The 24,195-nt window shown below is 64.4% G+C and carries 21 protein-coding genes; all 21 read right to left on the minus strand.

The features are described from left to right. Nucleotides 1-4: 4 nt before the first annotated feature. The 21 genes from MAB_RS20485 to MAB_RS20585 all read right to left on the minus strand — a co-directional run bounded on the left by MAB_RS20485 (nt 5) and on the right by MAB_RS20585 (nt 23,923). Entirely contained in the window at nt 5-1,570 is a 1,566-nt protein-coding gene (locus MAB_RS20485) for a flavin-containing monooxygenase (RefSeq protein WP_005086236.1), read from the minus strand. Further along, complete coding sequence (locus MAB_RS20490) at nt 1,567-2,268, minus strand: hypothetical protein (RefSeq protein WP_005085981.1); 702 nt, start codon at nt 2,266-2,268, stop codon at nt 1,567-1,569. The genes MAB_RS20485 and MAB_RS20490 overlap by 4 nt, the downstream gene beginning before the upstream one ends. Before the next feature lie 50 nt (nt 2,269-2,318). Next, on the minus strand, nt 2,319-2,876 hold the full coding sequence (locus MAB_RS20495) for an SRPBCC family protein (RefSeq protein WP_005116030.1): 558 nt from the start codon (nt 2,874-2,876) through the stop codon (nt 2,319-2,321). Between the two features lie 27 nt (nt 2,877-2,903). Continuing rightward, nucleotides 2,904-4,448, minus strand: coding sequence for a flavin-containing monooxygenase (locus MAB_RS20500; RefSeq protein WP_005112160.1), 1,545 nt, complete (start codon nt 4,446-4,448; stop codon nt 2,904-2,906). Then, entirely contained in the window at nt 4,445-5,302 is an 858-nt protein-coding gene (locus tag MAB_RS20505; protein WP_005094770.1) for an SDR family NAD(P)-dependent oxidoreductase, read from the minus strand. Before MAB_RS20505 ends, MAB_RS20500 begins: the two co-directional genes overlap by 4 nt. Next, nucleotides 5,299-6,300: an alpha/beta hydrolase fold domain-containing protein gene (locus MAB_RS20510; protein WP_005085977.1), complete on the minus strand. Its 1,002-nt coding sequence runs from the start codon at nt 6,298-6,300 to the stop codon at nt 5,299-5,301. The genes MAB_RS20505 and MAB_RS20510 overlap by 4 nt, the downstream gene beginning before the upstream one ends. Before the next feature lie 101 nt (nt 6,301-6,401). Then, nucleotides 6,402-7,751 (minus strand): ABC1 kinase family protein, encoded by a 1,350-nt coding sequence (locus MAB_RS20515; protein ID WP_005112162.1) that lies wholly within the window; start codon nt 7,749-7,751, stop codon nt 6,402-6,404. Between the two features lie 73 nt (nt 7,752-7,824). Then, the gene (locus tag MAB_RS20520; protein ID WP_005112164.1) at nt 7,825-9,105 is read right to left on the minus strand and encodes a TetR/AcrR family transcriptional regulator; all 1,281 of its coding nucleotides are present in this window, start codon (nt 9,103-9,105) and stop codon (nt 7,825-7,827) included. A gap of 136 nt (nt 9,106-9,241) precedes the next feature. Further along, a complete protein-coding gene (locus tag MAB_RS20525) occupies nt 9,242-9,928 on the minus strand; it encodes a response regulator transcription factor (RefSeq protein ID WP_005062021.1) in 687 nt (228 codons plus the stop codon). Next, nucleotides 9,925-11,406 (minus strand): sensor histidine kinase, encoded by a 1,482-nt coding sequence (locus MAB_RS20530; RefSeq protein ID WP_005112166.1) that lies wholly within the window; start codon nt 11,404-11,406, stop codon nt 9,925-9,927. Before MAB_RS20530 ends, MAB_RS20525 begins: the two co-directional genes overlap by 4 nt. A 150-nt stretch (nt 11,407-11,556) precedes the next feature. Next, entirely contained in the window at nt 11,557-12,327 is a 771-nt protein-coding gene (locus MAB_RS20535; RefSeq protein ID WP_005071158.1) for a phosphoglyceromutase, read from the minus strand. 85 nt (nt 12,328-12,412) lie between these two features. Further along, nucleotides 12,413-13,987 (minus strand): flavin-containing monooxygenase, encoded by a 1,575-nt coding sequence (locus MAB_RS20540; RefSeq protein WP_005085973.1) that lies wholly within the window; start codon nt 13,985-13,987, stop codon nt 12,413-12,415. Next, nucleotides 13,984-14,925: a hypothetical protein gene (locus MAB_RS20545; RefSeq protein ID WP_005094778.1), complete on the minus strand. Its 942-nt coding sequence runs from the start codon at nt 14,923-14,925 to the stop codon at nt 13,984-13,986. The genes MAB_RS20540 and MAB_RS20545 overlap by 4 nt, the downstream gene beginning before the upstream one ends. A gap of 25 nt (nt 14,926-14,950) precedes the next feature. After that, entirely contained in the window at nt 14,951-16,987 is a 2,037-nt protein-coding gene (locus MAB_RS20550; protein WP_005098458.1) for an alpha/beta hydrolase fold domain-containing protein, read from the minus strand. After that, complete coding sequence (locus MAB_RS20555) at nt 16,977-17,861, minus strand: SDR family NAD(P)-dependent oxidoreductase (protein ID WP_005112168.1); 885 nt, start codon at nt 17,859-17,861, stop codon at nt 16,977-16,979. The genes MAB_RS20550 and MAB_RS20555 overlap by 11 nt, the downstream gene beginning before the upstream one ends. Before the next feature lie 123 nt (nt 17,862-17,984). Next, complete coding sequence (locus MAB_RS20560; protein ID WP_005094783.1) at nt 17,985-18,539, minus strand: pyridoxamine 5'-phosphate oxidase family protein; 555 nt, start codon at nt 18,537-18,539, stop codon at nt 17,985-17,987. Nucleotides 18,540-18,592: 53 nt separating this feature from the next. Next, nucleotides 18,593-20,167, minus strand: coding sequence for an AMP-binding protein (locus MAB_RS20565; protein ID WP_005094785.1), 1,575 nt, complete (start codon nt 20,165-20,167; stop codon nt 18,593-18,595). Nucleotides 20,168-20,234: 67 nt separating this feature from the next. Then, a complete protein-coding gene (locus MAB_RS20570) occupies nt 20,235-20,738 on the minus strand; it encodes a type III secretion system chaperone family protein (protein ID WP_005086244.1) in 504 nt (167 codons plus the stop codon). Then, complete coding sequence (gene mshA / locus MAB_RS20575) at nt 20,735-22,066, minus strand: D-inositol-3-phosphate glycosyltransferase (RefSeq protein ID WP_005112169.1); 1,332 nt, start codon at nt 22,064-22,066, stop codon at nt 20,735-20,737. The genes MAB_RS20570 and mshA overlap by 4 nt, the downstream gene beginning before the upstream one ends. Before the next feature lie 64 nt (nt 22,067-22,130). After that, nucleotides 22,131-22,592 carry an SRPBCC family protein gene (locus MAB_RS20580; RefSeq protein ID WP_005112171.1) on the minus strand — a complete coding sequence of 154 codons (462 nt, stop codon included), beginning with the start codon at nt 22,590-22,592 and terminating at the stop codon, nt 22,131-22,133. Between the two features lie 92 nt (nt 22,593-22,684). Then, nucleotides 22,685-23,923, minus strand: coding sequence for an ROK family transcriptional regulator (locus MAB_RS20585; RefSeq protein ID WP_005062045.1), 1,239 nt, complete (start codon nt 23,921-23,923; stop codon nt 22,685-22,687). Nucleotides 23,924-24,195 lie beyond the last annotated feature (272 nt).

The following is a 24,195-nucleotide window of genomic DNA, read 5'->3' on the forward strand; positions in this document are numbered from 1 at the left end:
ACGGTCAGACAGTTGCCTGTGAATGAACCACGGCCGCCGTGGAATTCGTGGCGTGCTGCTCGTAGACGTAGTCCATAGCCGGGAAATTTCTCGCTGCTCTGCGCGCCTGCAGCGTGGTGGTCGGACGCAGCAGCGGAACATCGTCGTCAGCATTCTTCCAGTACGAACGCACGCCCCGGTTGAGCTCGGTGAAGTAGTACTTCAAGTTCCGGCCGTTACGCAACATGCTCTGATGGAAGCGATCGAGCGCTTCTTGCCGTACTTCCATACGCGTGGCATGACGCTCACGCGCCAACGAGATGGCACGGACAATATGAGTGACCGCGGTGTCCGCGAGTCCGTGCCAACCGCCGTTGCCCGTCCATGAGTACGGACCCACAATGATCCAGCGGTTCGGGAACCCGGTGATAGAGACACTCTCGTACGCCTGCATGCCGTGGGTGTTGAAGAAATCGCCGAGGTCGCGGCCCTCCGCTCCTATCACCCGCCCCCGCTTGTAGGAGGCCGGCTCGGAGAACAGATCAAAACCCGTTGCGGTGATGAGGAAGTCAGCCTCATACACGGTTCCATCGGTGGTTCGCACGCCCTCGGGCACCACTTCGTCGATGGGGGTGGTCACCAGGTCGCAGTGCGGCTTGTTGAAGACGCGCGGGAAGGCTGAGTTCAGGGTCGGCCGGTTGCCCAGCGGACCGAAAGAGGGCAACAGATCTCTCGCCACCCGTGCGTCCTTGACCACCGCACGTAGATAAGCCCCGTACAGTGCGCGCCCCGCCCTGTCGAACAAGCGCATCAGCGGCCTCATGACCACACCGGGCGTGTTGATGAGGAACCACAGACCTACACTCCCACCCACCAGAGCACCCCACTCGATCGCGGCGGTCAGGCCTGGGATACGCAGCGCCCATTGAGCTATCGCGGGGATCCGAAAGTCCGGCTTGGGTATGCAATAGACCGGCGTCCTCTGGAACACCACCAGTGACGCGGTGTCGTCAGCGATGGCGCCCGACAGCTGCACACCGGTTGCACCGGTACCGATCACGGCCACCCGCTTGCCGCGCACGTCGTGTTCGGGTAGCCACTGGGACGGTGTCACCCGAGTGCCCTTAAAACTCTCGATCCCCTTGATGCCGGATTCCTTCGGGTCGAAGAAGGGACCGATTGCCGAAATCACGAACCGGGCCGTCATCACCGAACCGTCCGCGAGGTTCAGCCGCCAGTGGTGCTGCCCTTCATCCCATTCCTCACTACGCACGTCCACGCCGAACCGGAAATGCGGACGCAGACCGAAGTTCTCGGCGACGCGCTGGTGGTAGGCCTGAACCTCGTCGCCCGGGGCAAACACCCTCGACCAGTGGGGATTACGGAAGAAGGAGTACTGGTAGATCACCGACGGGATATCCACCGCGATTCCCGGGTATACATTGTCCCGCCAGGTACCCCCCAGGTCCGCCGCCCGGTCGATGATGACGAAGTCTTCGATCCCCGCCTGTTTGAGACGCACACCGGCGCACAGGCCTCCGACCCCCGAGCCGATCACGACGACGTGGTGGTCGGGAATTGATGCCGTCATTGGAGCTCCTCACTCGACGTCCGGGAAGGACAATTGGCTGATACTTGGTGCGATGGCGATGACGGGTCATCGGTCAACCATCGGTGCATATAGAAAGTCGTGGTACGCCAGCGGCGCGTGAAGGGAATCCGTACCGGAATCCTGGCCAGGATGACCCGTCCGCCCACGAGACCGACCAATTCGCTCCTGGTCAGATCCCACACGAACCATCGGATCACGGGACGCGCGAGTGCGGTAATCCAGCGGTTCATCTTGCCGGCGGGAAGATGCCAGTCCAACAACGTCACTCGATGCTCTGGGCGCTTGGCATCGGCGACGGTCACGGCGCGAAAATCGAATACCTCTTCGCCCCGGCATCCGGACGGACGCGGATACCCGGGGAAGAGCAGCCGCCAAACCCAACGAAACTGTCGCGGTGTGTTCGAGATGCCGCGTCGGCCCTCGTCGTAGAAACGATGGCCTTGCCACCAGCGGGTGAGTCCCCAGCGCAGCAACGAATCGACGAATCGGCCGTACGGACTGGCCAGATACCTGGCCTGGGTAAGCCCGGCCCGCTGTACCAGCGGGGCTCCCATCAGGAAGATGGCCTCCAGTGTCGTGACATCTCCCGCTTTGCCTAGCTCGTCGAGCCATTGCCAGGTGAGTTCGTCGACACGGGCGGGATCGGTTCGGTCCAGTCTGGTCAGCTCTGCGATCAACCGGCCAGGTTCAGCGTCCGATAGCCGGCTGCGGGAGGTGAATGCTTCGCTCAACGCATTGCCCTCTTGAGAAGGATCGACATGAATGGACGGATCGCAAAAGCGGTCCAACGCAACGGGAACCAACCTATCCATTGGGGTGTGAAGGCCACCGTCCACCGCACGGTGGTGCCCGAAGGTGCCGGCACGAGCACCCATCGCTCCGCAAACGAGGTGAGGAACAGCGGGATCGACAACCCTGTTCCCACCGCGACGAGCTCCCGCGCCGGGTTGTGACGGACGACGCGCTCGCTCAGCGCGATGAGCACTGCGCGATAGCTCATGTCGAGGCCTATGATCTGCGGCCCAGTGACGAAGGGTACTGAACCGAAATAACCACCCGCACTGAGCCGTTGCCAAATCTGCTCGGCGGAAGCTGGCACCGTGGTCTCTACGACCGTGGCCCAGGTGGCACCCTTGTCGAAATACTCGTCGACGTCCGGCACGGAGGCGGGCACGGCGAACCGCTGCGGCCCCCCACTCCCGGATGCCAACGCAGCCAACGCCACTGCCGCCAACACGCCGCCGATGACCACCAGCACGGCGGCGACCCAGAACAACAACGGCATGGACACGTGTCCCCTTCGAAATATCGGTTAGTTCGACCGCGTGGTGGCGGTCTCGGCCAGCTGCGGGCTCTTCGGCTCGGGTAACCGGTCAAAACGGAAGTCGTCCAGCGGAAAACGCTTGCTGGCTCGCGTCGACTGGTACGCCGTGGTGGGCCGCAGGAATGAGAAGTCGCCGTGGCGGTCGATGTAGTACGAGTTGGCGTTGACGCAGGCACGGCCATGCATGAGCGTCGACTCGGCCTTGGGCGCGATGAACTCAAAGAATCTGTTATTGGCCTCTTCCGTCACCGCGAACGCCGTGGCCCCTCGCTTGCGCGCCTCGGTGATGACCCGCACCGCGATACGCGTGGCGTTCTCCACCATGACGTGCCAGGAGCTGCCGCTCCAGGCGAATGGTCCAAAGACCATGAAGGTGTTGGGCAACTGGGGCATCGTGACACCCTCGTAGGCCCGGGCACGATTGTTCTCGTAGTAGTCCGCGAGGTCGAAGCCGTTGCGCCCCTTGACGGGGCGGGCGCGATACACCTCAGGGCTTTGTGACATTTCGAACCCCGTCGCGAGCACCAGCACGTCGATATCGCGGCGCACTCCGTCTCGGGTGACAATTCCCGTCGGCGTGATCTCGGCGATCGGATCGGTCACCAGATCCACGTGCGGCTGGGTGAAGGTCCGATAGTAGATATTCGAGACACTGGGACGCTTACATCCGAATCCGTACTCGGGTGTCAGTTTCTTGCGTAGCTCGCGGTCACGCACTTGAGTGAAGAGGAAGGCACGGCACGCCCAGTTTGGGATGAGGGTTATCGGCGCTATCTGCTTGCCGTACACGGTGATTGCCACCAACCCGACTTCCACCGCAGCCGCGGCTATTCCCCGGATCAGCGACTGTAGACCAGGAATGTACTTCAGCGCCCAGCGGGCGGCGCGCGGTATCGGAAAATCAGGCTTGGCGAAAACCCAGATGGCACGGCGCTGATAGACGTCCAGATGCGATGCCACCCGCGCCATTTGGGGAATGAGCTGAACAGACGTAGCGCCCGTACCGATGACGGCAATCCGCTTGCCGGACAGGTCGTAGTCGTGATCCCAGTTCTGGGTCTGGATAACCTTGCCGCCGAACGACTCCAAGCCTGCTATGTCCGGCACCTTGGGCTCGACGAAGGCACCGACAGCGGTGATGACGAATCGGGATGTGATCACACGGCCATCGGCGAGGGTCAGTCGCCACAGGTGATTGTCCTCATCCCATACCCGCGCCATGACCTCATGCCCCAAGCGGAGATGGTCGTTCAACCGGTACTGATCCACCAGCCCCGCGATGTACTGCTGCACCTCTCGCCCCTTCGGAAAGGTGCGCGACCAATTGGGATTCTTCGCGAACGAGAATTGGTACACGATCCCGGGAACATCCACAGCCACATCGGGATAGTGGTTGTTGTACCAGGTCCCACCGATCCCGGCGGAACGCTCGAGGATGACGAAGTCGGTCAGACCGGCGCGCTTCAGACCTATGGCGGCACCCAGCCCACCTATCCCCGCGCCGATGATGACGGTTTCGTGCTCGGGATTCATCGTGCCGCCTCGACCTGGCGCTCGATACGGCCGTCGTACTCGCTGCGCGCCTGCCGGTCCACCGGGCCAACCGTTCTGTCGGCATTGACAACTCGCCTGCCGAGCAACCAGAGCCACTCGGGTACGAGGTGCTGCAACCGAAGCGCTAGGACCGTACCCCTCGGGGAACCGACCACCGCCGGGCGGTTACGCACGGTCCTGACCGCATCGCGCGCCACCCATCCCGGCGGGATGATGCCCAGCTTCTCCCACCATTTGAAGGGGATTCCGTCGACCAGTTGCGTGCGAACGGCCGAGGGCATGACGGTCGAGATGGTTACACCGGTGCCAACGAGTTCCTCGCGAGCACTGCGCGCGAATCCGGTGGCGGCATGTTTGGAGGCGACGTAGCTAGCCAGTCCAGGCGAGTGAATGGCGCCGGCCGCCGACGTCACGTTGATGAAATGCCCTCTACCCCGGTCGACCATCCGCGGCGCCAGCACCTGATAAGAGTTGTAGTGGCTCCAGAAGTTGACGCGCATTGTCGCCTCGGCCACCCCACGGGACTCTCCGAGTAACGGGCCGACCGGCATGATCCCCGCGTTGTTCACCACGATGTCGACGGGCCCGATGGAGTCCTCGATCTCGGTCACCACTCGCAGATACTCGTCGAACTCGGTCACGTCCAGAAAGAAACCCCGCGCGCCCGAACCGACTTCACGTGCGGCCTCCTTCGCGGCGGCGCCGTCCAGGTCGGCGATCATTACTCGGGCACCCATATCTGCCAGCCGATGGGCGATGGCCAGCCCGATACCTCGGGCACCGCCAGTGACCAACGCGACCGCGCCGTCCATCGGAATCTCTGTGAATTTCATGCGGACCGCCCTCCGACATGCGCCCCGACGAAGTCCGCGATCTCACCGACGGCAGTCCTCGCGTCGCCGAGCACATCGGCGGCGATCTGGAACACGTGCACCTGGTTCCTCCATATCTGCAGTTCGACGGGCACTCCAGCCTCGGACAACCGGGCGGCCGCGAATTCGGTATCAGGGCGTAGGATCTCGTCGCTGCCCACCTGAAAGAGAGTCGGCGGCAAGCATGCCAACGTGGGTAGACAGCCCTCAACGAAGCTGTCCAGAACCTCTAGTCCGGCGGTGGTCTTCTCGGCGGACAGCATGAGGCGCTCCATGGCGATCAGCGCCGATTCCGGGAACAGCGGGTCATTGGACTGCGCGGCGAGCACGAGCTTGCCCGCTGGGTCACGTTGTACCAGTGGCGATATGCACACCAAGGCGCCCGGCGCGCCATATCCGCGACGTTGTGCGATCAGGCTGGTGACCAGACTGAGGAAGCCTCCGGCGGAATCTCCCGCAATGACGATCTCCGATGGCCGATAACCCATCTCGGTGAGCAGCCGGAAGCCGTCGAGGGCGTCCTCTACGGCCGCGGAAACGGGATGGGCCGGCAGCTTGCGGTAGTTGACGGCAAGTGAGGTCACGCCGGCCGTCGTGACGATGCGCGAGACCAGTCGACGATGCGAATTCAGGCCCCCGACCACAAATGCGCCGCCGTGCAGGTAGAGCATCGCGCCGTTCGACGGACCGTCAGCGCGAGACATGAGCTCGGCCTCGCAGTTCCTCAGCCGGACCCGTGATCGGCGTACTCCCCGCACGGGCCGGAGCACCGCGGCTGCCAAGTCAACAACGCGATACGGCCATGGCAAAGCCGGGAATCGCGCCCACAGCGCAATTACCGGATAGGCGACGGCGCGTACGGCCAATCGCCCGAGCCGCAGCGGCACAGTCAGCGACCCTCGTTCGGAGCGCACAGGCTCCACGCGCTCCACATGCAGCGGCACCACATTGGCCGTCATCGGCGCTCCTCGGTGATCTCGAACACGAACGGATGTTTAACAGACTGACATGCCATTCACTAAAATACAAGAAGGCTTTTCCACTCGCGCCTGAATGGCTGTTATCGCTGTTGAGACCAGATTTCTATGTCAGCACCCATGGGGGTGACGGTGTCCGCCAGATCAAGATATTCGCGCGCGATAGCCGACCAGGGCGCCTCGGCGCCGAGCTTGCCGAGTAGCGCGGCCACGCACATCTCGGTGCGCCGCGCCATCGCGTGCGTCTCCACCAAACGCTGGTTCCGAATGCCGTCGTAGAACCTTGACGAGGGCAGCACCGCGTCGGCGACCGAACGCCGAGCGATATCAGGGGTCATCCGCAGGCTTCCGTCGACGAGATGCCAGCTACTGACCGCGCGGATGTATTCGATGGCGGCGCCGCGTTCCATGGATGCCGGGTCGGCCAGGAAGCCCGCCGCCACGGCGAGTTCGAACGCCCCGTCGTCGTCCCCGGTGAGCAGCGCCCGAAACACCTTGCGCTGTACCTCGGCGTCGTACGGATCCATATCCGTGCACAGCCCGAAGTCCACGAATCCAACGCGCCCGTCGGGTAGCAGCATGATGTTGCCGGGATGCGGGTCGGCGCAGAAGAAACCCGTCCGGTACATCTCCCCGCAGTAGAAGCGGTAAATCGCCTCCCCTACCCGGTCGCGTACCGGCTGATCCTCATCGGTGAGATGGTCGAAGGGCACCCCGTCGAGATACTCGGTGACCAGCACGTGCTCGGTACACAGTTCTGAAATCGGTGCCGGGATACGGCATACCGGATGCCCGCAGAACGTCTCGAACATGCGCTGGTGATGCACCAACTCGGTGCGGTAGTCGACTTCCTTGATCATCTGCCGCTGCACCTCGGCGACAATGGCCTGGGTATTGCTCGCCGGCATCTTCTTGGCCGCGAGTTTTGTGATCAGCTGAAGGTTTTTCAGATCCGCGCGGACCTTGGCCGCAATATCCGGATATTGGATCTTGATCGCGACCGTCCGCCCGTCGTCAAGGCGCCCGCGATACACCTGTCCAATCGAGGCCGAGGCGATCGCGCCCGTCTCGATATCCGCGATCCGGGACCGCAGACTGCCCAGCTCACCTTCCAGGGCAGCATGCATAGTCGCGTCGGGAACCCTTGGCGCATTGTCGAATAGCGGCGCCAGCCGCGCCGTGAACTCATCCCGCACCGATGCCGAGGTAATGCCCACATCCACGACGGACAGCAGTTGACCCAGCTTCTGGGCGGCACCCTTCATCGAACCCGCGACAGCCACCAGATCGTCGGCGAACCGCAGGATATCGGCGTCCCGCCGGGCGGCCACGTCCGCGGAGACCGGCTTGATGGCTGTGGTTATCGCCGAGCGAACGGCGTGACCGGCAACCACCTTGCCCAGTGCGGCCGCCCTCTTCGCACGCAACGGCACACCTGCCCGGGTTGCGTTGACCTCGTCGTCAACCGGTTCGCCGATGGGAGTGCTCCTTTGTTCCCGCGCCGTCCTATGGCACTGGGTTCAGACCATAGAGCAAAAACTGCGTGATGGCTTGTGCGTACTCGTCGACACGGTCGGTGCGCCCGTCGTCATCGACGACCAGCGTGACGGCACCGACCAGCAACGATACGAAGGCCTGCCCCAGGAATTCCGTGTCCATCGCCGGGTTGATCCGGTCCGCGCCGATCATCGAGAACACCGACTGCTCACTGCGCACCGACGCGAAGCGGAAGAACTGAATGATGGACTGCAGCGCTTCCGGATCTACCCCGGCGGCCTCGGTGCACACGAAGATCAGCGCCGGTAACCGGGCCGCCACCGCCTCCAGCGCATTCCTAAATCCTTGTGCAAGAGCATGTTCTATGTCTCGACGCGCATCGAGCCGGGCAACCGAGCGCGACAGCGCGGGTTCCATGGCCGAGAACTCCCGCACCATCAGTGCGTCGAGCAGGTCGCGCTTGTTTTGGTAGTAGTTGTAGAACGTGCCGTGGCTGACCCCGAGTTTTTCTACGATCTCGTTCACGCCGACCGCGTGATACCCGTCGGACAGGAAGCATGTGAGCGCGGCATCGAGGAGTTCGTTGCGCCGGTCGGCCGCGGCCGGCAATGGAACATGCACCGAGTCAACGGTTTCCCCCGCGACGCGGCCCTCTCCCGGCTCCAGGACCACACCGTCACGCAGGATTCCCTTCTCCGCGATCAGCGACGCAGTGGTGACGAAACGCTCTCGGGTACTGGGATTGTCGTGTCGGCTTTGGGCGAGCAGAAAGCCGGGCAAGACCAGTGCCGGCAGCAGACGCGCCAGCACCGCCTGGTTGTGTGCGTCCTCCGGTAGCCAGCCGGCCCGGCGGCCGGATTCCAGGCCACGTTGCACGTACGAATCGAGCATCGACTGAATGCCAAGGACGCGCTGCTTGAGTTCCTTGTCGGCCGCCGCGGACTGAACGGTGAGAAGTTTCAGCAGCGCGGGCTCCTGATCGACCAGCGCGTAGAGGCGCCGGCCGCCCTCCATGATGATGTCGTTTCGTTCTTCGATGCCGGCCGTACCACCGACCACTTCGAGAAAATCGTCGAGCGCCAAGGTGTCGACGAGCCGCTCCACGCCGTAGTCAAAAACCAGGTCGAGCACCTCGCGCTTACTCTCGACGTACCGGTAGACCGTGCCCTGCCCCATACCTGCCCGGGTCGCGATATCGGACATGCTGGTCTGCTCGTAACCGTTTTCGGTGAAGGCCGCGAATGCGGCGTCGACGATCTGTTGACGCCGTCTGTCGGCAAGCCCGGACACCGGGGGCCGTCCTCGGCGAGGGGGCTCCTGCGCCACTAGCTGCTCCATCGACGTGTCCGACCTGACTGCGGCGCGCAGATGTGAGCGCCTCGTTGCCGTCCGAGTGTAAACGCCTATCCGGTCAGACTCAGCAGACTCAGCCTTCCAGCTTGTAGCCCAGCCCGCGCACCGTCACCAAGTGGACCGGGTTCGCCGGATCCGCCTCGATCTTCGAACGCAGCCGCTTGACATGCACGTCGAGGGTCTTGGTGTCGCCCACGTAGTCCGCACCCCACACCCTGTCGATCAGCTGCCCGCGGGTGAGCACCCGGCCGCTGTTGCGGATCAGGTATTCCAGGAGGTCGAACTCCTTGAGCGGCAAAGTAATTGCCTCGCCATTCACGGAGACGGTGTGCCGATCGACATCCATGCGCACCGGTCCTGCCTCCAACACCCCGTCACCGGAGGCCGTCTCCTCGGAATCCGATCCGCGGCGCAGCACCGCACGAATGCGGGCGATGAGCTCGCGCGCCGAATACGGCTTGGTCACGTAATCGTCGGCACCCAGCTCCAGCCCGACGACCTTGTCGATCTCGCTGTCGCGCGCGGTCACCATGATCACCGGAACGCTGGACTTGGCGCGCAGCTGCTTACAGACATCGGTGCCGCTCATGCCGGGCAGCATGAGGTCCAACAGCACGATATCGGCGCCGGCGCGCTCGAATTCGGCGAGCGCGGAGGGGCCGTCGTTCACGATGGTCGCCTCGAACCCCTCCTTGCGCAGTAGGAAGGCCAGTGGATCGGCCAGCGAGTCTTCGTCCTCAACAATCAAGACACTGGTCATCGACGTACATGTTCCTCTCGTGTAGTCGCTTTGTGCTCTTCGCGTAAGCGGCTGGGCGGTACTTGGGATGAGCCGATGCGAAGACCATCGGCCGGGGATGAGCCGATGCGAAGACCATCGGCCGGGGATGAGCCGATGCGAAGACCATCGGCCGGGGATGAGCCGATGCGAAGACCATCGGCCGGGGATGTGCTGGTCAGAAGCCCGTCAGCTTTCGATGATCCGCTGGCGGGTAGACCATGGGGTCGTGGGGGATGGTTAGTCGCGTCTTTGCGAGGTGTGGTGTCGCCGGTTGGTGAATCGGCCTGGGTGTCTTCGGCATCGTCATCGTCTACATCGTCCTCGTATACGGGCAGCGACAGCGTGAAGGTCGATCCCGTACCCGGCTGACTCCAGAGTTTGATGACGCCGTTGTGGTTGGCGGCGACGTGCTTGACGATCGCCAGCCCCAGCCCGGTGCCTCCGGTATCGCGCGAGCGCGCCTTATCCACCCGGAAGAACCGTTCGAATACGCGTTCCTGGTGTTCCTTGGCGATCCCGATGCCCCGGTCGGTCACCGCGATCTCGACCTTGTCGCCGCGGCGGCGCCGGCTGATCGATACCGGTGAACCCTGCGGCGAGTAGGCGATCGCATTGGCGACCAGGTTGCTGATCGCGGTGATGAGTAGCGTGGGGTCGCCGCGCACCTCAAATCCGCTGGGTGCGTCGGTGGTGACCGCGATATCGGCGTTCTCGGCGGCCACCTTGGACCGGCTCAACGCCTCAGATACCACGAAGTCGACGTCGACGACCTCCAGATCGGGCAGCTTTTCGGCCCCCTGTAGCCGTGATAGCGCGATGAGTTCGGTGACCATGTTGCCCAGACGGCGTGATTCGGCCAGCACCTGCTCGCCGAAGTGGCGCACCGTCTCGGGGTCGTCGGAGGATTCCAGCAGTGCCTCGGCGAGCACCCCCATCGCCCCGACCGGCGTCTTGAGCTCATGACTGACATTGGCCACGAAATCGCGACGGGTGGCCTCCATACGCACATGCTCGGAGTCGTCGTCGACGTAGATGACCACCCAGCGGGTGTCGGCATCGGACAGCCGGCGCACGTGACCGCGCAGCGAGAATCCCGCGCGACCCGGCGCCCTCGGCTTGGTGGTCAGGTCCACTTCGACGGCCTCACCGGTGGCCAGGGTCCGCTGGGCGGCGTTCCATGCCTGCCCGTCGAGCTGACGGTCGCGCACCAGGCCGAGCTCGCGGGCCCGGGCATTGACCAGGACCACGTCCTGGTGCTTGTCGACGACGACAATCCCGGTCGGCGAGATGGCGACGATGCGCTCCAGCATCTGGGAGACCGTCAGGCCGGTCTGGGCTACTTCGGAAGCATTTCGATGGGTCGATGCGCGGCGCGAGTACCACACGCCCAGCGCCGCGCCCACAGCAAGCGCCGCGAGCGCAGCGGTCGCGACGAGAAGGGCCGATGCGGCGGTCACGCGAAAAGCGTACGCATTCGGTGAACGTCACCCCAGCAGCGTGCGGCTAAATGCCGAGCAAGTCACATATTCCGGCACAGGTGTTAGGCCTGAGTTCACCGAGTATTCGCCGATTGGCGACCTTCTGGTGGGGCCGGACTCGCGATGAGGTTATTTTGCACCCTGGTTGGCTACCGCGGCCGCGCCGGCGGCCGCAGCCTCCGGATCCAGGTAGACCCCGCCAGGAGTGACCGGCTTGAGGTTTTCGTCGAGGTCGTACCGCAACGGAATGCCGGTGGGAATGTTCAGACCGACAATCTCCTCGTCGGAGATCCCGTCGAGATATTTGACCAGCGCGCGCAGCGAATTGCCATGCGCGGCAACGAGCACTGTCTTGCCCGCACGCAGCTCCGGCACAATGGCCTCTTCGTAGTACGGCACGAATCGCGCCACCACGTCGGCCAGACATTCGGTCAGCGGCCCACCGTCGATATCGGCGTAGCGCGGATCCTGATCCTGGCTGTAGTGGCTGCCCCGCTCGATGGGTGGGGGCGGGGTGTCATAGCTGCGGCGCCACGCCATGAACTGCTCTTCGCCATATTTGGCCTTGGTTTCCGCCTTGTCCAAACCCTGCAGCGCGCCGTAGTGCCGCTCGTTGAGGCGCCAGTCCCGCACCACCGGAATCCACAGCCGGTCGGCGGTGTCGAGAGCCAGATGCGCGGTATTGATGGCGCGACGCAGCAGCGAGGTGAACAGAATGTCGGGCAGCAGACCCTGCTGAGCCAGCAGCTCACCACCGCGCTGTGCCTCGGACCTGCCCTTTTCCGTCAGGTCGACATCGACCCAGCCGGTGAACAGGTTCTTGGCGTTCCACTGGCTCTCGCCGTGGCGCAGCAGGATCAGGGTGGCTCCGTTTGTCTTACTGGAGGTCTCGCCGCTCATGAGCGTTACCTTATCCCGCCGATTGTCGACGCATCGCGGTGTCTACTCGCGCTGGCCCTGAACACCCGGGCACCCCCGCCCCGGACTAGACAACTGCCTTGTTCGCCACAGCCGCCGCCCGCTCCGGCTCGGCGTGCCCCTCGAACGCATAGTCATGGAGCGGGAAGGTGCGCGACGAGCGCCGCGCGGCCTGCGTGGACATCGGCCGGATGTACGCGGACTCGCCGTTGTGGTCGAAGTAGTAGCTGTTGGCGGTAGCACAGTTGCCGACCTGAAATAACGAGGTGGCGTACCGGCCCCGTACCTGCGCTGTCCAGTCCGCCGCCGCCTGCCGGCGCACTTCGACATCGGTCGCGCCCAGGCGCTGCGCCTGGGCGATCACGCGGCTGATGTGCGCGCCCGCGGTATCCACGACGCTGTGCCAGGTGCCGCCGGTCCATCCGTAGTGCCCGAACACCTGGAAGTAATTGGGCAACCCGGGTATGGAGATGCCGTGATAGCTCTGCGGCAACTGATGCGCATAGAAGTCGCCCAGGTCAAAGCCGTCGCGCCCGGTGACCGGGGTATCGCGGTAGATCTGGGGGTCATAGAACAGCCGGAAACCGGTCGCGAGCACCAGCACATCGATATCGCGCTGGGCACCGCCGCGGGTGCGGATGCCCGTCCGGGTGATCGTCTCGATCGGATCGGTGATCAGGTCGACATTGTCTCTAGTGAAGGTCTGCAAGTACGAACTGGAGACCGCGGGCCGCTTGCAGCCGAAGTCGTAGTCCGGGGTGAGTTTGGCGCGAAGCTCCTTATCCGGTACCGCCATCCGGTAGGTCACGTTGCGCAGGAAGCTGGACACCGCCTGCGGGACGATCTTGACGTTCGCGTAGTACATGACGCCGTAGACCAGCACCCCGGCATAAACGAGTTCCAACCCCTCCTGCAGCAGCCGCTGCGCCAGGGGGACCCGGCGAAAGAAGGTCTTGACGGCCCTCGGAGTGGTGGGATCGAACTTGGGGAAGATCCAGATCGGCGTGCGCTGATAGACGTCGAGGCGACCGACCTCGCGGGCGATCTCGGGAATGATCTGTACGGCGCTGGCCCCGGTGCCGATGATGGCGACCCGCTTGCCCGCCAGGTCGACGCGCTGATCCCAGGACGCCGATTTCAGGATGGTGCCCGCGAAGTCGTCGAGCCCCGGTAGCTCGGCCGGTTTGGGCTCCGGGAACGGTCCCGCCGCGACGACGACGAATCGTGCGGTCACGTCCTTGCCGTTCACCTTCATGCGCCAAAGATCGGCGTCATCGTCCCAATGGCGCTCCCCTACTTCACTGTTGAAGCGAATCAGCGCACGTACGCCGAAGTCGTCGGTCAACCGCTCGATATATGCCAGTACCTCGGGGCCCTTGGCATAGAACCGGGACCATTCGGGGTTGCATGCATCCCGGAATTGATATGCCTGCGCCGGGACATCAACGCCGATGCCGGGATACACGTTGTCCCGCCAGGTGCCACCGACGGCCGCGGCCCGCTCGAAGATGGTGATATCGCTGACGCCGGCCCGCAACAAGTCGCGGGCCACCCCGATACCGGACAGCCCGGCACCGATGATCACCACTTCGTGATCAACACGGCGGTCGGGCCCATTCGTCTTGCGCCGCCGCGCGCTCATGCCGTGGCCTCGTAGGTCAATTCCTTTGACCAGGAGGGCTGTTGGGCCAGTCGCTTGCGCGGGTAATGGTCCGAGAGCCGCACCATGGAGTTGGCCAACGCGTGGTACGGCCGGTGGAACCGGTTGTCCGGGTCGGTGATGAGCTTGGCGCCGCTCTTGAGCACCTGGTACACCAGGAGTCGCTTGCCGTCGCCGCGGTCACCGACATTGATGAAGCGCAGCATCGCGTCGTAGAGGCGCTGTTCGCGCAGGCCCATTCCGATCAGATTGCCCTTGATCCGATTGATCAGCGGAATACCGGTGCCAAGGCCGAGGAGCAGGCCCAGGAGCAGCGACGGGTTGATCACCGTTGCGACGTTCTCGATGACAACGCGCCGCAGATTGCCGTGCCCCATCATGTCCAGAACATGGAAATCGACCGCCAGATGCCGGGATTCGTCGGAGTTGATGTGCCGGAATGCCTGATGGCACACCGGATCCTGGACCTCTTCCAGAAGGAACTTCAGCAGCGCCCCATCGAGGGCTACCTCCAGTAACGGAATGACGGTGCCCAGCACGGTGAGAGAGAGACCGTCCGAGTACTTGTCCAACCACTCGATGGCCAACCGCACATTGATGTTTGGTTCCGGAATCTCATCCTTTTCCAGCATGCCCCACCGGCGCATCAAGGCAAGTTCGGCATTGGCGTGCTTCTGTTCTTCGGCGTGAAAGTACCGATAGATCTCGGCGAGCGTGGGATCTGGAGCCTTCTTGGCCAGGGCCGCGAACCCGCGGGCGCCGATATTCTCTATCCACACCAAGTCGGCCATGAAACTCTTGAGTTTGGGCCATAGCTCGGGACTGATCGTCTCGGCTCCGGGGGCATCCCAATCGACATCCGCCAGTGCCCACTGCTTGTCCTTGACGGTCTGCAGAGTCTCTTCCAGTACGAGCGCCATTGCTCTTCCTCCTTGTAGAACTGTCTTATGCGGACTGCTCGGCGGTCAGTTCCGATCGCGCGGCCAGGGTCGCCGTGATGAAGCGCGCGGCCTCACGGACTGCCGCGGTCGCCTCGGAACTGAAGCGGGGCAGTGCCTGGAACACGTGCACCTGGCCGGGCCACACCTGCAGCTCACAGGCGCCACCGGCACGCGTGATCATCAGCTCGAGGTGCTCGGCGTCGGCGACCATCATTTCGCGACCGCCGACTTGAATGAGAGTGGGCGGCAACATCACGCCCGGCCCCAGCGCAAGTCTCAGCCGCGGCGAATCCACAGGCTGCGCCGCGGTGTAGCAGTCGACGAGCCGCCGGGCCGCCGCAGCCGAGATGATCGGGTCGGGGGCATCACGTTCACGTTCGGCCGACAGCCCTAGCGTCAGATCGGCAAGCGGCGAGAACAACACCAGGGCGCCCGGCTGCGCCACGCCCATTCGGTGGTTCTCGGCGATGAGATCGACCGCGAGATGGCCACCCGCCGAATCGGCGGCGATCACAATATCTTTAGCCGCATGCCCCGTGGACAGAAGCCACTGGTACGCCGCACGTACATCGTCGGCAGCCGCGGGGAAGGGATGCTCGGGCGCCAACCGGTAGTCGAGACTGAAGGCGGGAAGCCCGGAGGCCTGCGACAATCGGGCCACCAGACGCCGATGCGTCCGCGACGAGCACACCACGTATCCGCTGCCGTGGATGTAGAAGATGACGGGGCCATCACGGTCACTGTCGGGTGCGTGTACCCACTCCCCGCGCAGGCCTTGCTCTCTGACCCGGTCGATCCGCACGTTCGTGGGCATGGGGCTGCCCGCAGTCATGGCGGTGGCCACCAACCGCCGTGAGGCTGCCACCCCCAGACGACTCATGGGGACTCTTTCGATCAACGGCCGCAGCCCCATTGCCGCCAGCGCGACTGTTGCCCTGGTCAACCGCGACGCCGGTAGCACCCCGATGCTGGTTTCGGGCCGCACCGTTCCTTGTACCCGCGCGGCCACCCGGTGCACGCGGCCACGTATTCGCTGTACCGCGTCTCTGCCGGGCTGCCAAGGAGGCGGGTCCGCCAGGAACAGATTGGGGAAACCGGCCACTGAGATCTCGTCGGACTCGGGCAGCGGTTGGCCGCCGTCGCCGGTCACCGGAATCTGCGATGCACCCGCGTCATCGGGCGCCGACGCGAAAATGATGACGTCGCAGTGATGTTCGATCCCCTCGGCAGTGCGGATGCCGCGGGCGCTGCACCGCGCGATGGGCCAGGTGATGAGCTTGCAGTTGGGCGCTTGTAACGCTGTGTAGAACTCATCGGCGATCACCACGTTGGGGCGCCCGGTCAGCGGCAGCGGGGTCAGCTGGCGCCGGACCCAGGGATCATCGACATGCCGACGCAGGTGGATGCGCGCCAGCAGCTCCATGATGCCCCTGCGTTGCGGACGGCGTCCGGCGAACCAGGCCTGCCGGGTTGCCTCGCGGACAACCGGCACACCCTCCAGCAGACGTACGATTCGCCCACCTTGGCGCGGCAGTACCCAATCGGGCGAGCTCTGGAACAGCTTGACCGAAGCCGCTTCTCGCACGATCTCGGGAAGCAGGGTAGCTGCGGCGGCGCCGTTGCCGACCACAGCTACCCGCTTACCGGCCAGGTCCACGTCCCTGAAATCCTGGCCACGCATGACGACCCCGGTATAGGCCTCGATACCGGGAACCGTCGGGTCTCCTGCAGTCCGCGACCCGGTGGCCAGTACCACCGATCTCACGGACAGGTCTTCTCCCCCAGCGACTTTGATAGTCCACCGCTCATCGGCGGCATCGTAGGCCAGGGCTGCCGCTTCGTGCCCCGAATGTAGGTGCTTGGCCAGGGCGAACAGCCGAACGGTATCGCCGCGCCATTCCTCGCTCGACGCCGCCGACCGACGATCGAGCACTACAAAGTTGTGCACACCGGAGCGCTTGAGCGCGGCGGCTACGCTCAGCCCCGTGAAGCCGGCCCCGATGATGGCGACGTCCGTATGCAGGGTCATATCACCGCACATCCGCTCCGAGTAGTTCCTTGGCCTCGACCGCCGTCGGCATCAGCCGTCCGATCAGACCGGCCCCCCACCGATAGGGATTGGGGATGTGTCGTTTGAGGTGCCACACCAGCTTGGCGTCGAGCTGCGGCACCACGTAGAACCGGCCACGATCGTGGGCGTCGAGCGTGCCGCGCGCGATCCGCTCCGGCGAGACGCCGGTGTACTTCATCATCGAGGCGGCCAGGCCACTGGCCGAACCGCTGATACGCCCGTCGTTGACAATGTTGGTCTTGACGAACGTGGGGCACAGTACGGTGACCTTGACGCCCGACCCACTCAGCTCGGCGGACAGCGTCTCCGAGAGCGTCAGCACTCCAGCCTTGCTTACGTTGTAGGCAGCCATCAGCGGCGCGGCGGCGAAGCTCGCGGCCGACGCCACGTTGATGATGCCGCCGAAACGTTGCTCGCGCAGCAGCGGCGTGAACACCTGGCAGCCGTGTATGACGCCCCACAGGTTGATGGCCAGGGTGCCTTCCCAGTCCGACATCGACATCGCGCCCACCGGCAGCCCGCCGGTGCCGATCCCGGCGTTGTTGATCACCAGGTCAGCAGGCTGTCGCAGCCAGCTCGTCGCCACGCGCGCAAGCTCGGCCACCTGCTCGTACGAAGTGACGTCGCAGGGCACCGCGTGGGCTTTGCCACCGCCGATGATGTCAACGGTCTCCTGCGCTCGCCCCACATCGATATCGGCACAAACGACGCGGCCGCCACGAGCGGCGAGTGTCTGCGCGAAGGCGCGGCCGATCCCGCTGCCCGCACCGGTCACCACCGCGCTCGCTCCGTAGCTGACCTTCGGACGTCGGCGCGGGTAGATTCCCACGTCGGGTGCCGTCATTGGCATCACCCTTCGCTTACCGCTTACGCATGACGCATAAACGTAAACCAAGAGTGTGGCACGCCTGCCCGCTTGTCAAGGGTGCGGCGAGATTAATGTCGGGTTAGTCGTCCCGCGCAACGGCTAACGCAGTGCGGGCAGCCCATCGATCGAGCTGCCATTGGTCTCCAGCGCACTCTGCAGGGTCATCTTTTCTTCGGGCACCCTCTCGACATGCTTTTCATACACGTCGCGATGACCCACGAAGTCCATCAGCGGAACCGAGTACCCACACGAATCGGCCACTCGTGTCACGTCAACCAAAATTATTGAACGAGCGCCTTTTTCGAGCTCCTTGGAAAAACTTGTACGCAGTCGCGGGTATTCGGGCTCGTTGAACTGCACCACACGCGCCCGGCCGTGTAGCCGAATAATGCGGCAGCGCTTGTCGAATGAACAGAACATCAGGACGATGCGCCCGTTGTCTCGCACATGCGCGATGGTCTCCGCGCCGCTACCGAAATAGTCCAGATAGCCCACCTGGCGGGGACCCAGCACCGCAAAAGTGCCTGCCATCCCCTTCGGGGAGACGTTGACATGCCCGTCGGAGCCGCTCGGCGCGGTACCCACGAAGTACACCGGCTGCTCGGTCAGCCACCGAGCGAGTTTGTCGTCGATCTCCCCGTACACATGACCCATGCGGTCCAGGGTGCCATCTGGGCCCGACACCTCACCACCGAAATTCCGGAAGGTTAGATACGGGCGCGCAGGTCCTTGCGCAAGATCTTGCCCGCCGCACTCTTGGGAATCGCGTCGATGAACTCGACCTGACGAATCCGCTTGTGCGGAGCCACCTTCTGCTCGACAAAGGCCATCACAGCCTCATCGGTGAGGTCATCGTCGGTACGCACCACAAAGGCCTTGGGGATCTCACCGCTGGACGGATCGGGCACTCCGATCACTGCGGCGTCGCCGATACCCGGGTGGGTCAGCAGCAGTGCCTCCAACTCCGCGGGCGGCACCTGGTAGCCCTTGTACTTGATGAGCTCCTTGAGCCTGTCCACGATCGTCACCACGCCATCGGCGCGCACGACCGCGATATCGCCGGTGTGCAGGAACCCGTCGGGCTCGATCGTCGCGGCGGTGGCTTCCTCGTTGCCGAGGTATCCGGCCATCACGTTGGGGCCCCGTACCAGCAGCTCCCCGGGTGCGCTCTCTCCCTCGGCGGGAATCTCGATCTCGTCACCGGTCTCGGTGTCGATGATCTTGTTCTCCGAGTTCGGCACCGGGATACCCACTGAGTTCAGGGGGATATCGGGACGGTCGGGCGGGATGAGGTGGCTGACGGGGCTCAACTCGGTCATGCCGTACCCCTGGCTCACGCGGCAGTTGAGGCGTGCGGCGACGGCATTGCCCAGCTGCTCATCCAGCGGAGCAGCACCCGAAAATACCGAGCGCAGGCAGGACACGTCGTACTTGTCGACATCGGGGTGCTTGGCCAGCACAACGGCGACCGGTGGTGCCACGAAGACATGATCCACGCGGTAATTGGCGATGGAGCCCAGGAAGGTATCGAGCTCGAAGCGCGGCAGAATCACCAGCTCTGCTCCCAGCTTCAGCTGCACATTGAGCAGCACCACCAGTCCGTAGATGTGGAAGAACGGCAGGACTGCCAGCACCCGGTCGCCGCGCTGCACCCCGTAGAGGTGCTTGGCCTGGGCGATATTGGCCACCAGGTTGTGATGGGTGAGCATGACGCCCTTGGCCTTGCCGGTGGTTCCCGAGGAATACGGAAGCACTGCCAGATGCGTTGCCGGATCAAAGGTTACCTGCGGCGGCGCGAGGTCGGGCCGGGCGATGTCGGCCAGCGACAGTCGTCCTTCCACAGGGTCGACGGTGATCACGCCGGCGGCGTCGATCCCCGCGATCTCCGCGGCCTCGAGTGCGCGCGACAGCAACGGCGACACCGTGAAGATGAGCTGAGCCTTGGAGTCGATCAGCTGTTTGGCCAGTTCCTCGGCGGTGTACAACACGTTGACCGTGCTGGCAGTGCCGCCGGCGCGCAGGATGCCGTGCAGCACCACGGCGAAGGCCGAGCAGTTGGGCAGGAATACCGCCGCGACATCTCCGATGCCGAACCCGCGTTCGGCCAGCCCGGCCGCCGTCGCGTCAATCTGAGAACGCAGCTCGCCGAGGGTGGTCTGAGCGCCGGTGAGCCCGTCGATCAGCGCGATGCGGCTGTCTTCTGCACCTGTGTCACCGAACACGTACTCGTAGACAGAGCAGTCGGGAATCGAAACGTCTGGCAGCGGGCTTCGGAAGGTCACGCGAGACAGTCTTGCACGCCGCGTCTAGTCCCTGCTGAGTGTCCTTGCCTCCCACCCTGGACGACGGTCAGTCGTCGATGAGGTGCTCGAATGCCTCAAGATTCTTCAGCGACTCGCCCCGGGAGGTTCGCCAGGCCCATTCCTTCTGGATTGATGTCTTGAATCCCAACTCCAGCAGGACGTTGAAGTCGCCGTCTACCGCTTCCAGTACCTGTCCGAGCAATCGGTCGATCTCATCGGGGGTGATCGCGGGCAGCGGCAGGCGACCCACCAGGTAGATGTCGCCCATGTTGTCGATCGTGTACGCGACGGCGTACAGCCGTCGATTGCGCTTGAGCAGGTAGCGGTACACGCCTTCGGTGTTCTCGTCGGGATGGCGGCACACAAACACCTCGACGCGCACGGCGTGCTCGCCGGGGCTGAGCATCGCGGTGATCCTCTGTTTACGTTCACCGGGCAGCTCCACGACGAGCGCCGGCTTGCCGTCGGGTCCGTGGTGCTCGCTGAAGGTGACCTCGCGGTCCACCAGCGTCCGCACGATGGTGGCGTAAGCCTGATCTGCGGTGGTCATCGCCGCAGACCCGACAGCCTGCGTGGCCGGAAACGCGCACGAGACGCCCACTGCGTCGAAGGTCTTTGTGGTGCACGGTAATCGGCGATCGCACGGCCGTAGCTCGACAATAATGAGTCGGCAGTGCTTGACCATGAGAAGCCCGCGGCATGCTCAACAGCGGCACGACTGAACCCTGCCCCCTTGCGCACCAACAACTCACCGATGGCGTCCGCCCAGTCCTCGGTGCGATGCGTCGGAACCAGTAGACCGGTGCGCTGGTCGGCGACCGCGACCGGAAGACCGCCTACCGCGGCAGCCACCACCGGGGTGCCGCAGGCTTGCGCCTCAATGGCCACCAGCCCAAAGGACTCCGAATAGCTGGGCACTGCAACAATATCGGCGGCCCGATAGACCTGCGCGAGCCGTTCCCGCGTCTGCGGCGGCAGGAACGTGACCCGATCTGCGATCCCGAGGTCCACGGCAAGGTCCTGTAGCGCCGTCGGCTCGTCGAGACCACTGCCGGACGGTCCACCGACAATCAGGACGCGAACGCCCGGCAGGCGCTCGGCAGCTCGCACCAACAGATCCGGGGCCTTCAGGGGCTGGATCCGCCCGACAAAGGCAACCACCTGCTCATCGGCCCGTAGCCCGAATTCAGCACGGGCAGCGGCCTTGTCGCCCGGCGTGAAAACGTCCAGGTCCACGCCGGGATGCACGATGTCGATGCGCGCCGGATCCGCGTTGTGTATCGAAACCAATTGGTCGGCTTCATCTTTGGTGTTAACGATGAGCCTGTCGGCCTCGTCGACCACCTGCTGCTCGCCCACGCCCCGCAACGCGGGCTCGGGGCGGTCACCCTCGGCGAGGGTTTGGTTCTTGACCGCGGCGAGTGTGTGCGCGGTGTGCACCAGCGGGACACCCCAGCGGTCGCGGGCGAGCCAGCCCGCTTGACCCGAGAGCCAATAGTGCGAGTGAACCAGGTTGTAGTAGCCCGGTTCGTGGACCGCTTCGGCCCGCAGTACCCCGGCGGTAAAAGCGCACAGCTGGGTGGGCAGGTCGTACTTGTCCAGACCCTCGAAGGGACCCGCGACGATATTGCGCACCGTCACCCCGTCGGTGACGGAGACCACGGGCTCGTCGGACGACGAGGTGGCACGGGTGAATATATCGACGGCGACACCCCGACGGGCCAGCTGAAGGGCCGTTTGCAGCACGTAGACGTTCATCCCGCCGGCATCGCCGGTGCCCGGCTGGGCCAGTGGCGAGGTGTGTACGGACAGGACGGCGATGCGGCGCGGCTTCAGTGCCGCAACCGCCCGGCGCGCGAACTCATCGCCACTAAGCACACAGCCATCTTGTCACTTGCATACAGGCTGTCCACGCGCAGCACCGCTACCAGCGCATTGGGCCTCAGCGTGACGCGATCTCCTGGCGGTGCCCCTCCTCGAGGATCTTGCGCAGCTTCTCGTCCGAATGCGTGATGGCCAACGAGATGAAAGGCGAGATGACCTTGCCGAGCGCGCGCCCGGCAAGCCCACCGGGCAGGCGGTAGTCAATGTTGATCTCCAGCTCGGTTTCGCCGTCGGAGAGGGGCCGGAACCGGCATTCGATCTGGTTGTCGATACCCGAACGCGACTCGGTGCTGAACAGCGTGTCGGGGTCCCACCCGGTCACCTCGATTGTCGAGCGTAGGGTCGCGCCGAGGTTGATCGCGATGTCGTACTTGGCGCCGAGCCCGCGTGGCACGTCGTTGACAAAGCGGACGTGCTCGATCCCGAACATCCAGTCCGTCAGATTGTGCGCATCGCTGACGTAATCGAAGGCGTATGCCATGGGCACCTTCGCGGAGGACACGTGGTGGATATGCGTCATGTGCACATCCCTATCACTTTCGCGGTCGCCGAGTGTGACGCCATGGAGAAAAACGCGGGAATCCAACTGCGTCACACTCGGCGCGCGCCGCGCTAAGCCAGCGCGGAGGCCTCGCCGCGACGAGCGGACGCCCGTCGCATGGCCCCCAGCGGATCGGCGAACAGGCCGCCCAGGGACACCACGCCGGCGCCGGCCTCCTGCACGCGGTTACCGAAGGCAGTTACGCGAATATCGCGCTTGGACAAGGTCGATCGGTCCAAGAAGGCGGTTTCGACATCGTTCATCACTTCCGGGTACTCGGTGAAGGCCTGCCCGCCGACAATCACTTCGTCAGGGTTGAGGATGTCGCGCAGCAGCGCCACCGACTGACCCAGCACACGCCCACGTTCGGAAAGCAGTTCACGCGCAGACTCATTGCCGCCGCGGGCGGCCTTGTACACCGCACTCACCGAGACGCCATCACCGGCGGGCACGATACGCAGCTTGCGCGCCGCGGCCAGTACCGCCTCGTCGCTCACCGTGGTCTCCAACTTGCCGCTGCCGCCGAGCAATTCGGAATCGACGGGCAGCGCCGCAATGGTTCCCGGCCCACTCGACGGACTGTGCACCCGTCCATCGATAGCGAGCGCGAAACCGACTGTCTCACGGGCGTATACGTACAAGCTTGTCAGAGAACGGGCGGCGAACCGACGCAGCCCCAACAGCAGTTCGGCGCCGGCCATCGCGTCCACGTGCGAGGCCACCGAAACCGGCAAACCGAGCGTATCGGCGAACACCCGGCCCACAGGTGCCTCGGTCCAGCCCAGGCGAGGATGATCCACAGTCCCGGCCGGTCCGTCGACCACTCCACCGGTGGCAACTCCCACCCACAGGGGCCGACGACGGTGCCAACGGGCCAGGTAGCGCTGTGCGCTCCCGGCCAGCGAAGCCAGCGCGGCGCCCTGCGGACCGTTTGGCGTCGGAGTTTCCACCACGTCGAGGGTCCGGCCGAACAGATCGGTTGCCACGATGCTGGTGGCACGGGCTCCGATGTGGATACCCAGGGTCAGGAACGGCTCGTGGTTGAGCTCCACGGGCACCCGGGGACGCCCGATGGCACCCGAGACCGCCAGATCGGCGCGTTCGCGCAGCAGCCCGGCATCGAGCAAGGCCGTCACCTGTCGGTTGACGGTAGCAATGGAAAGGCCTGTGACCTGGGCGATCGCGTCTCGGGCGACAGGTCCACGCACACGTGCGGCACGGAAGACGGACGAGGCGGCGCTATCACCGATGTAGAGGGCGGGCGGGTGGATCTGGTGGCGGGAAACGGGTCGGCGAACTGGTGCGGTCATGAGATGGGTCCTTTGGCGAAAAGGCCGGGTTCAGACGAATGCTGAAGCGCGGGCTAAGGGTGGCTTTTGGTGTTGTGAACTGGGGCGATACCGCGCCCGAGACGTCAGGAAGACGTACAGAAATTAGGCGCAGCGACAGACGCAGCGACAACACAGCTCGCGAGCCAGCGGCAGCCGGGAACCAATACCCGCGATCACGAAAGTGACCCGGGGTTCGGCGGCACGCATGTTGGACACAGGCGAAATTTAGCATCCCTACGAGGCAATGTCCT

This window comes from Mycobacteroides abscessus ATCC 19977 (assembly GCF_000069185.1).
Classification (GTDB): domain Bacteria; phylum Actinomycetota; class Actinomycetes; order Mycobacteriales; family Mycobacteriaceae; genus Mycobacterium; species Mycobacterium abscessus.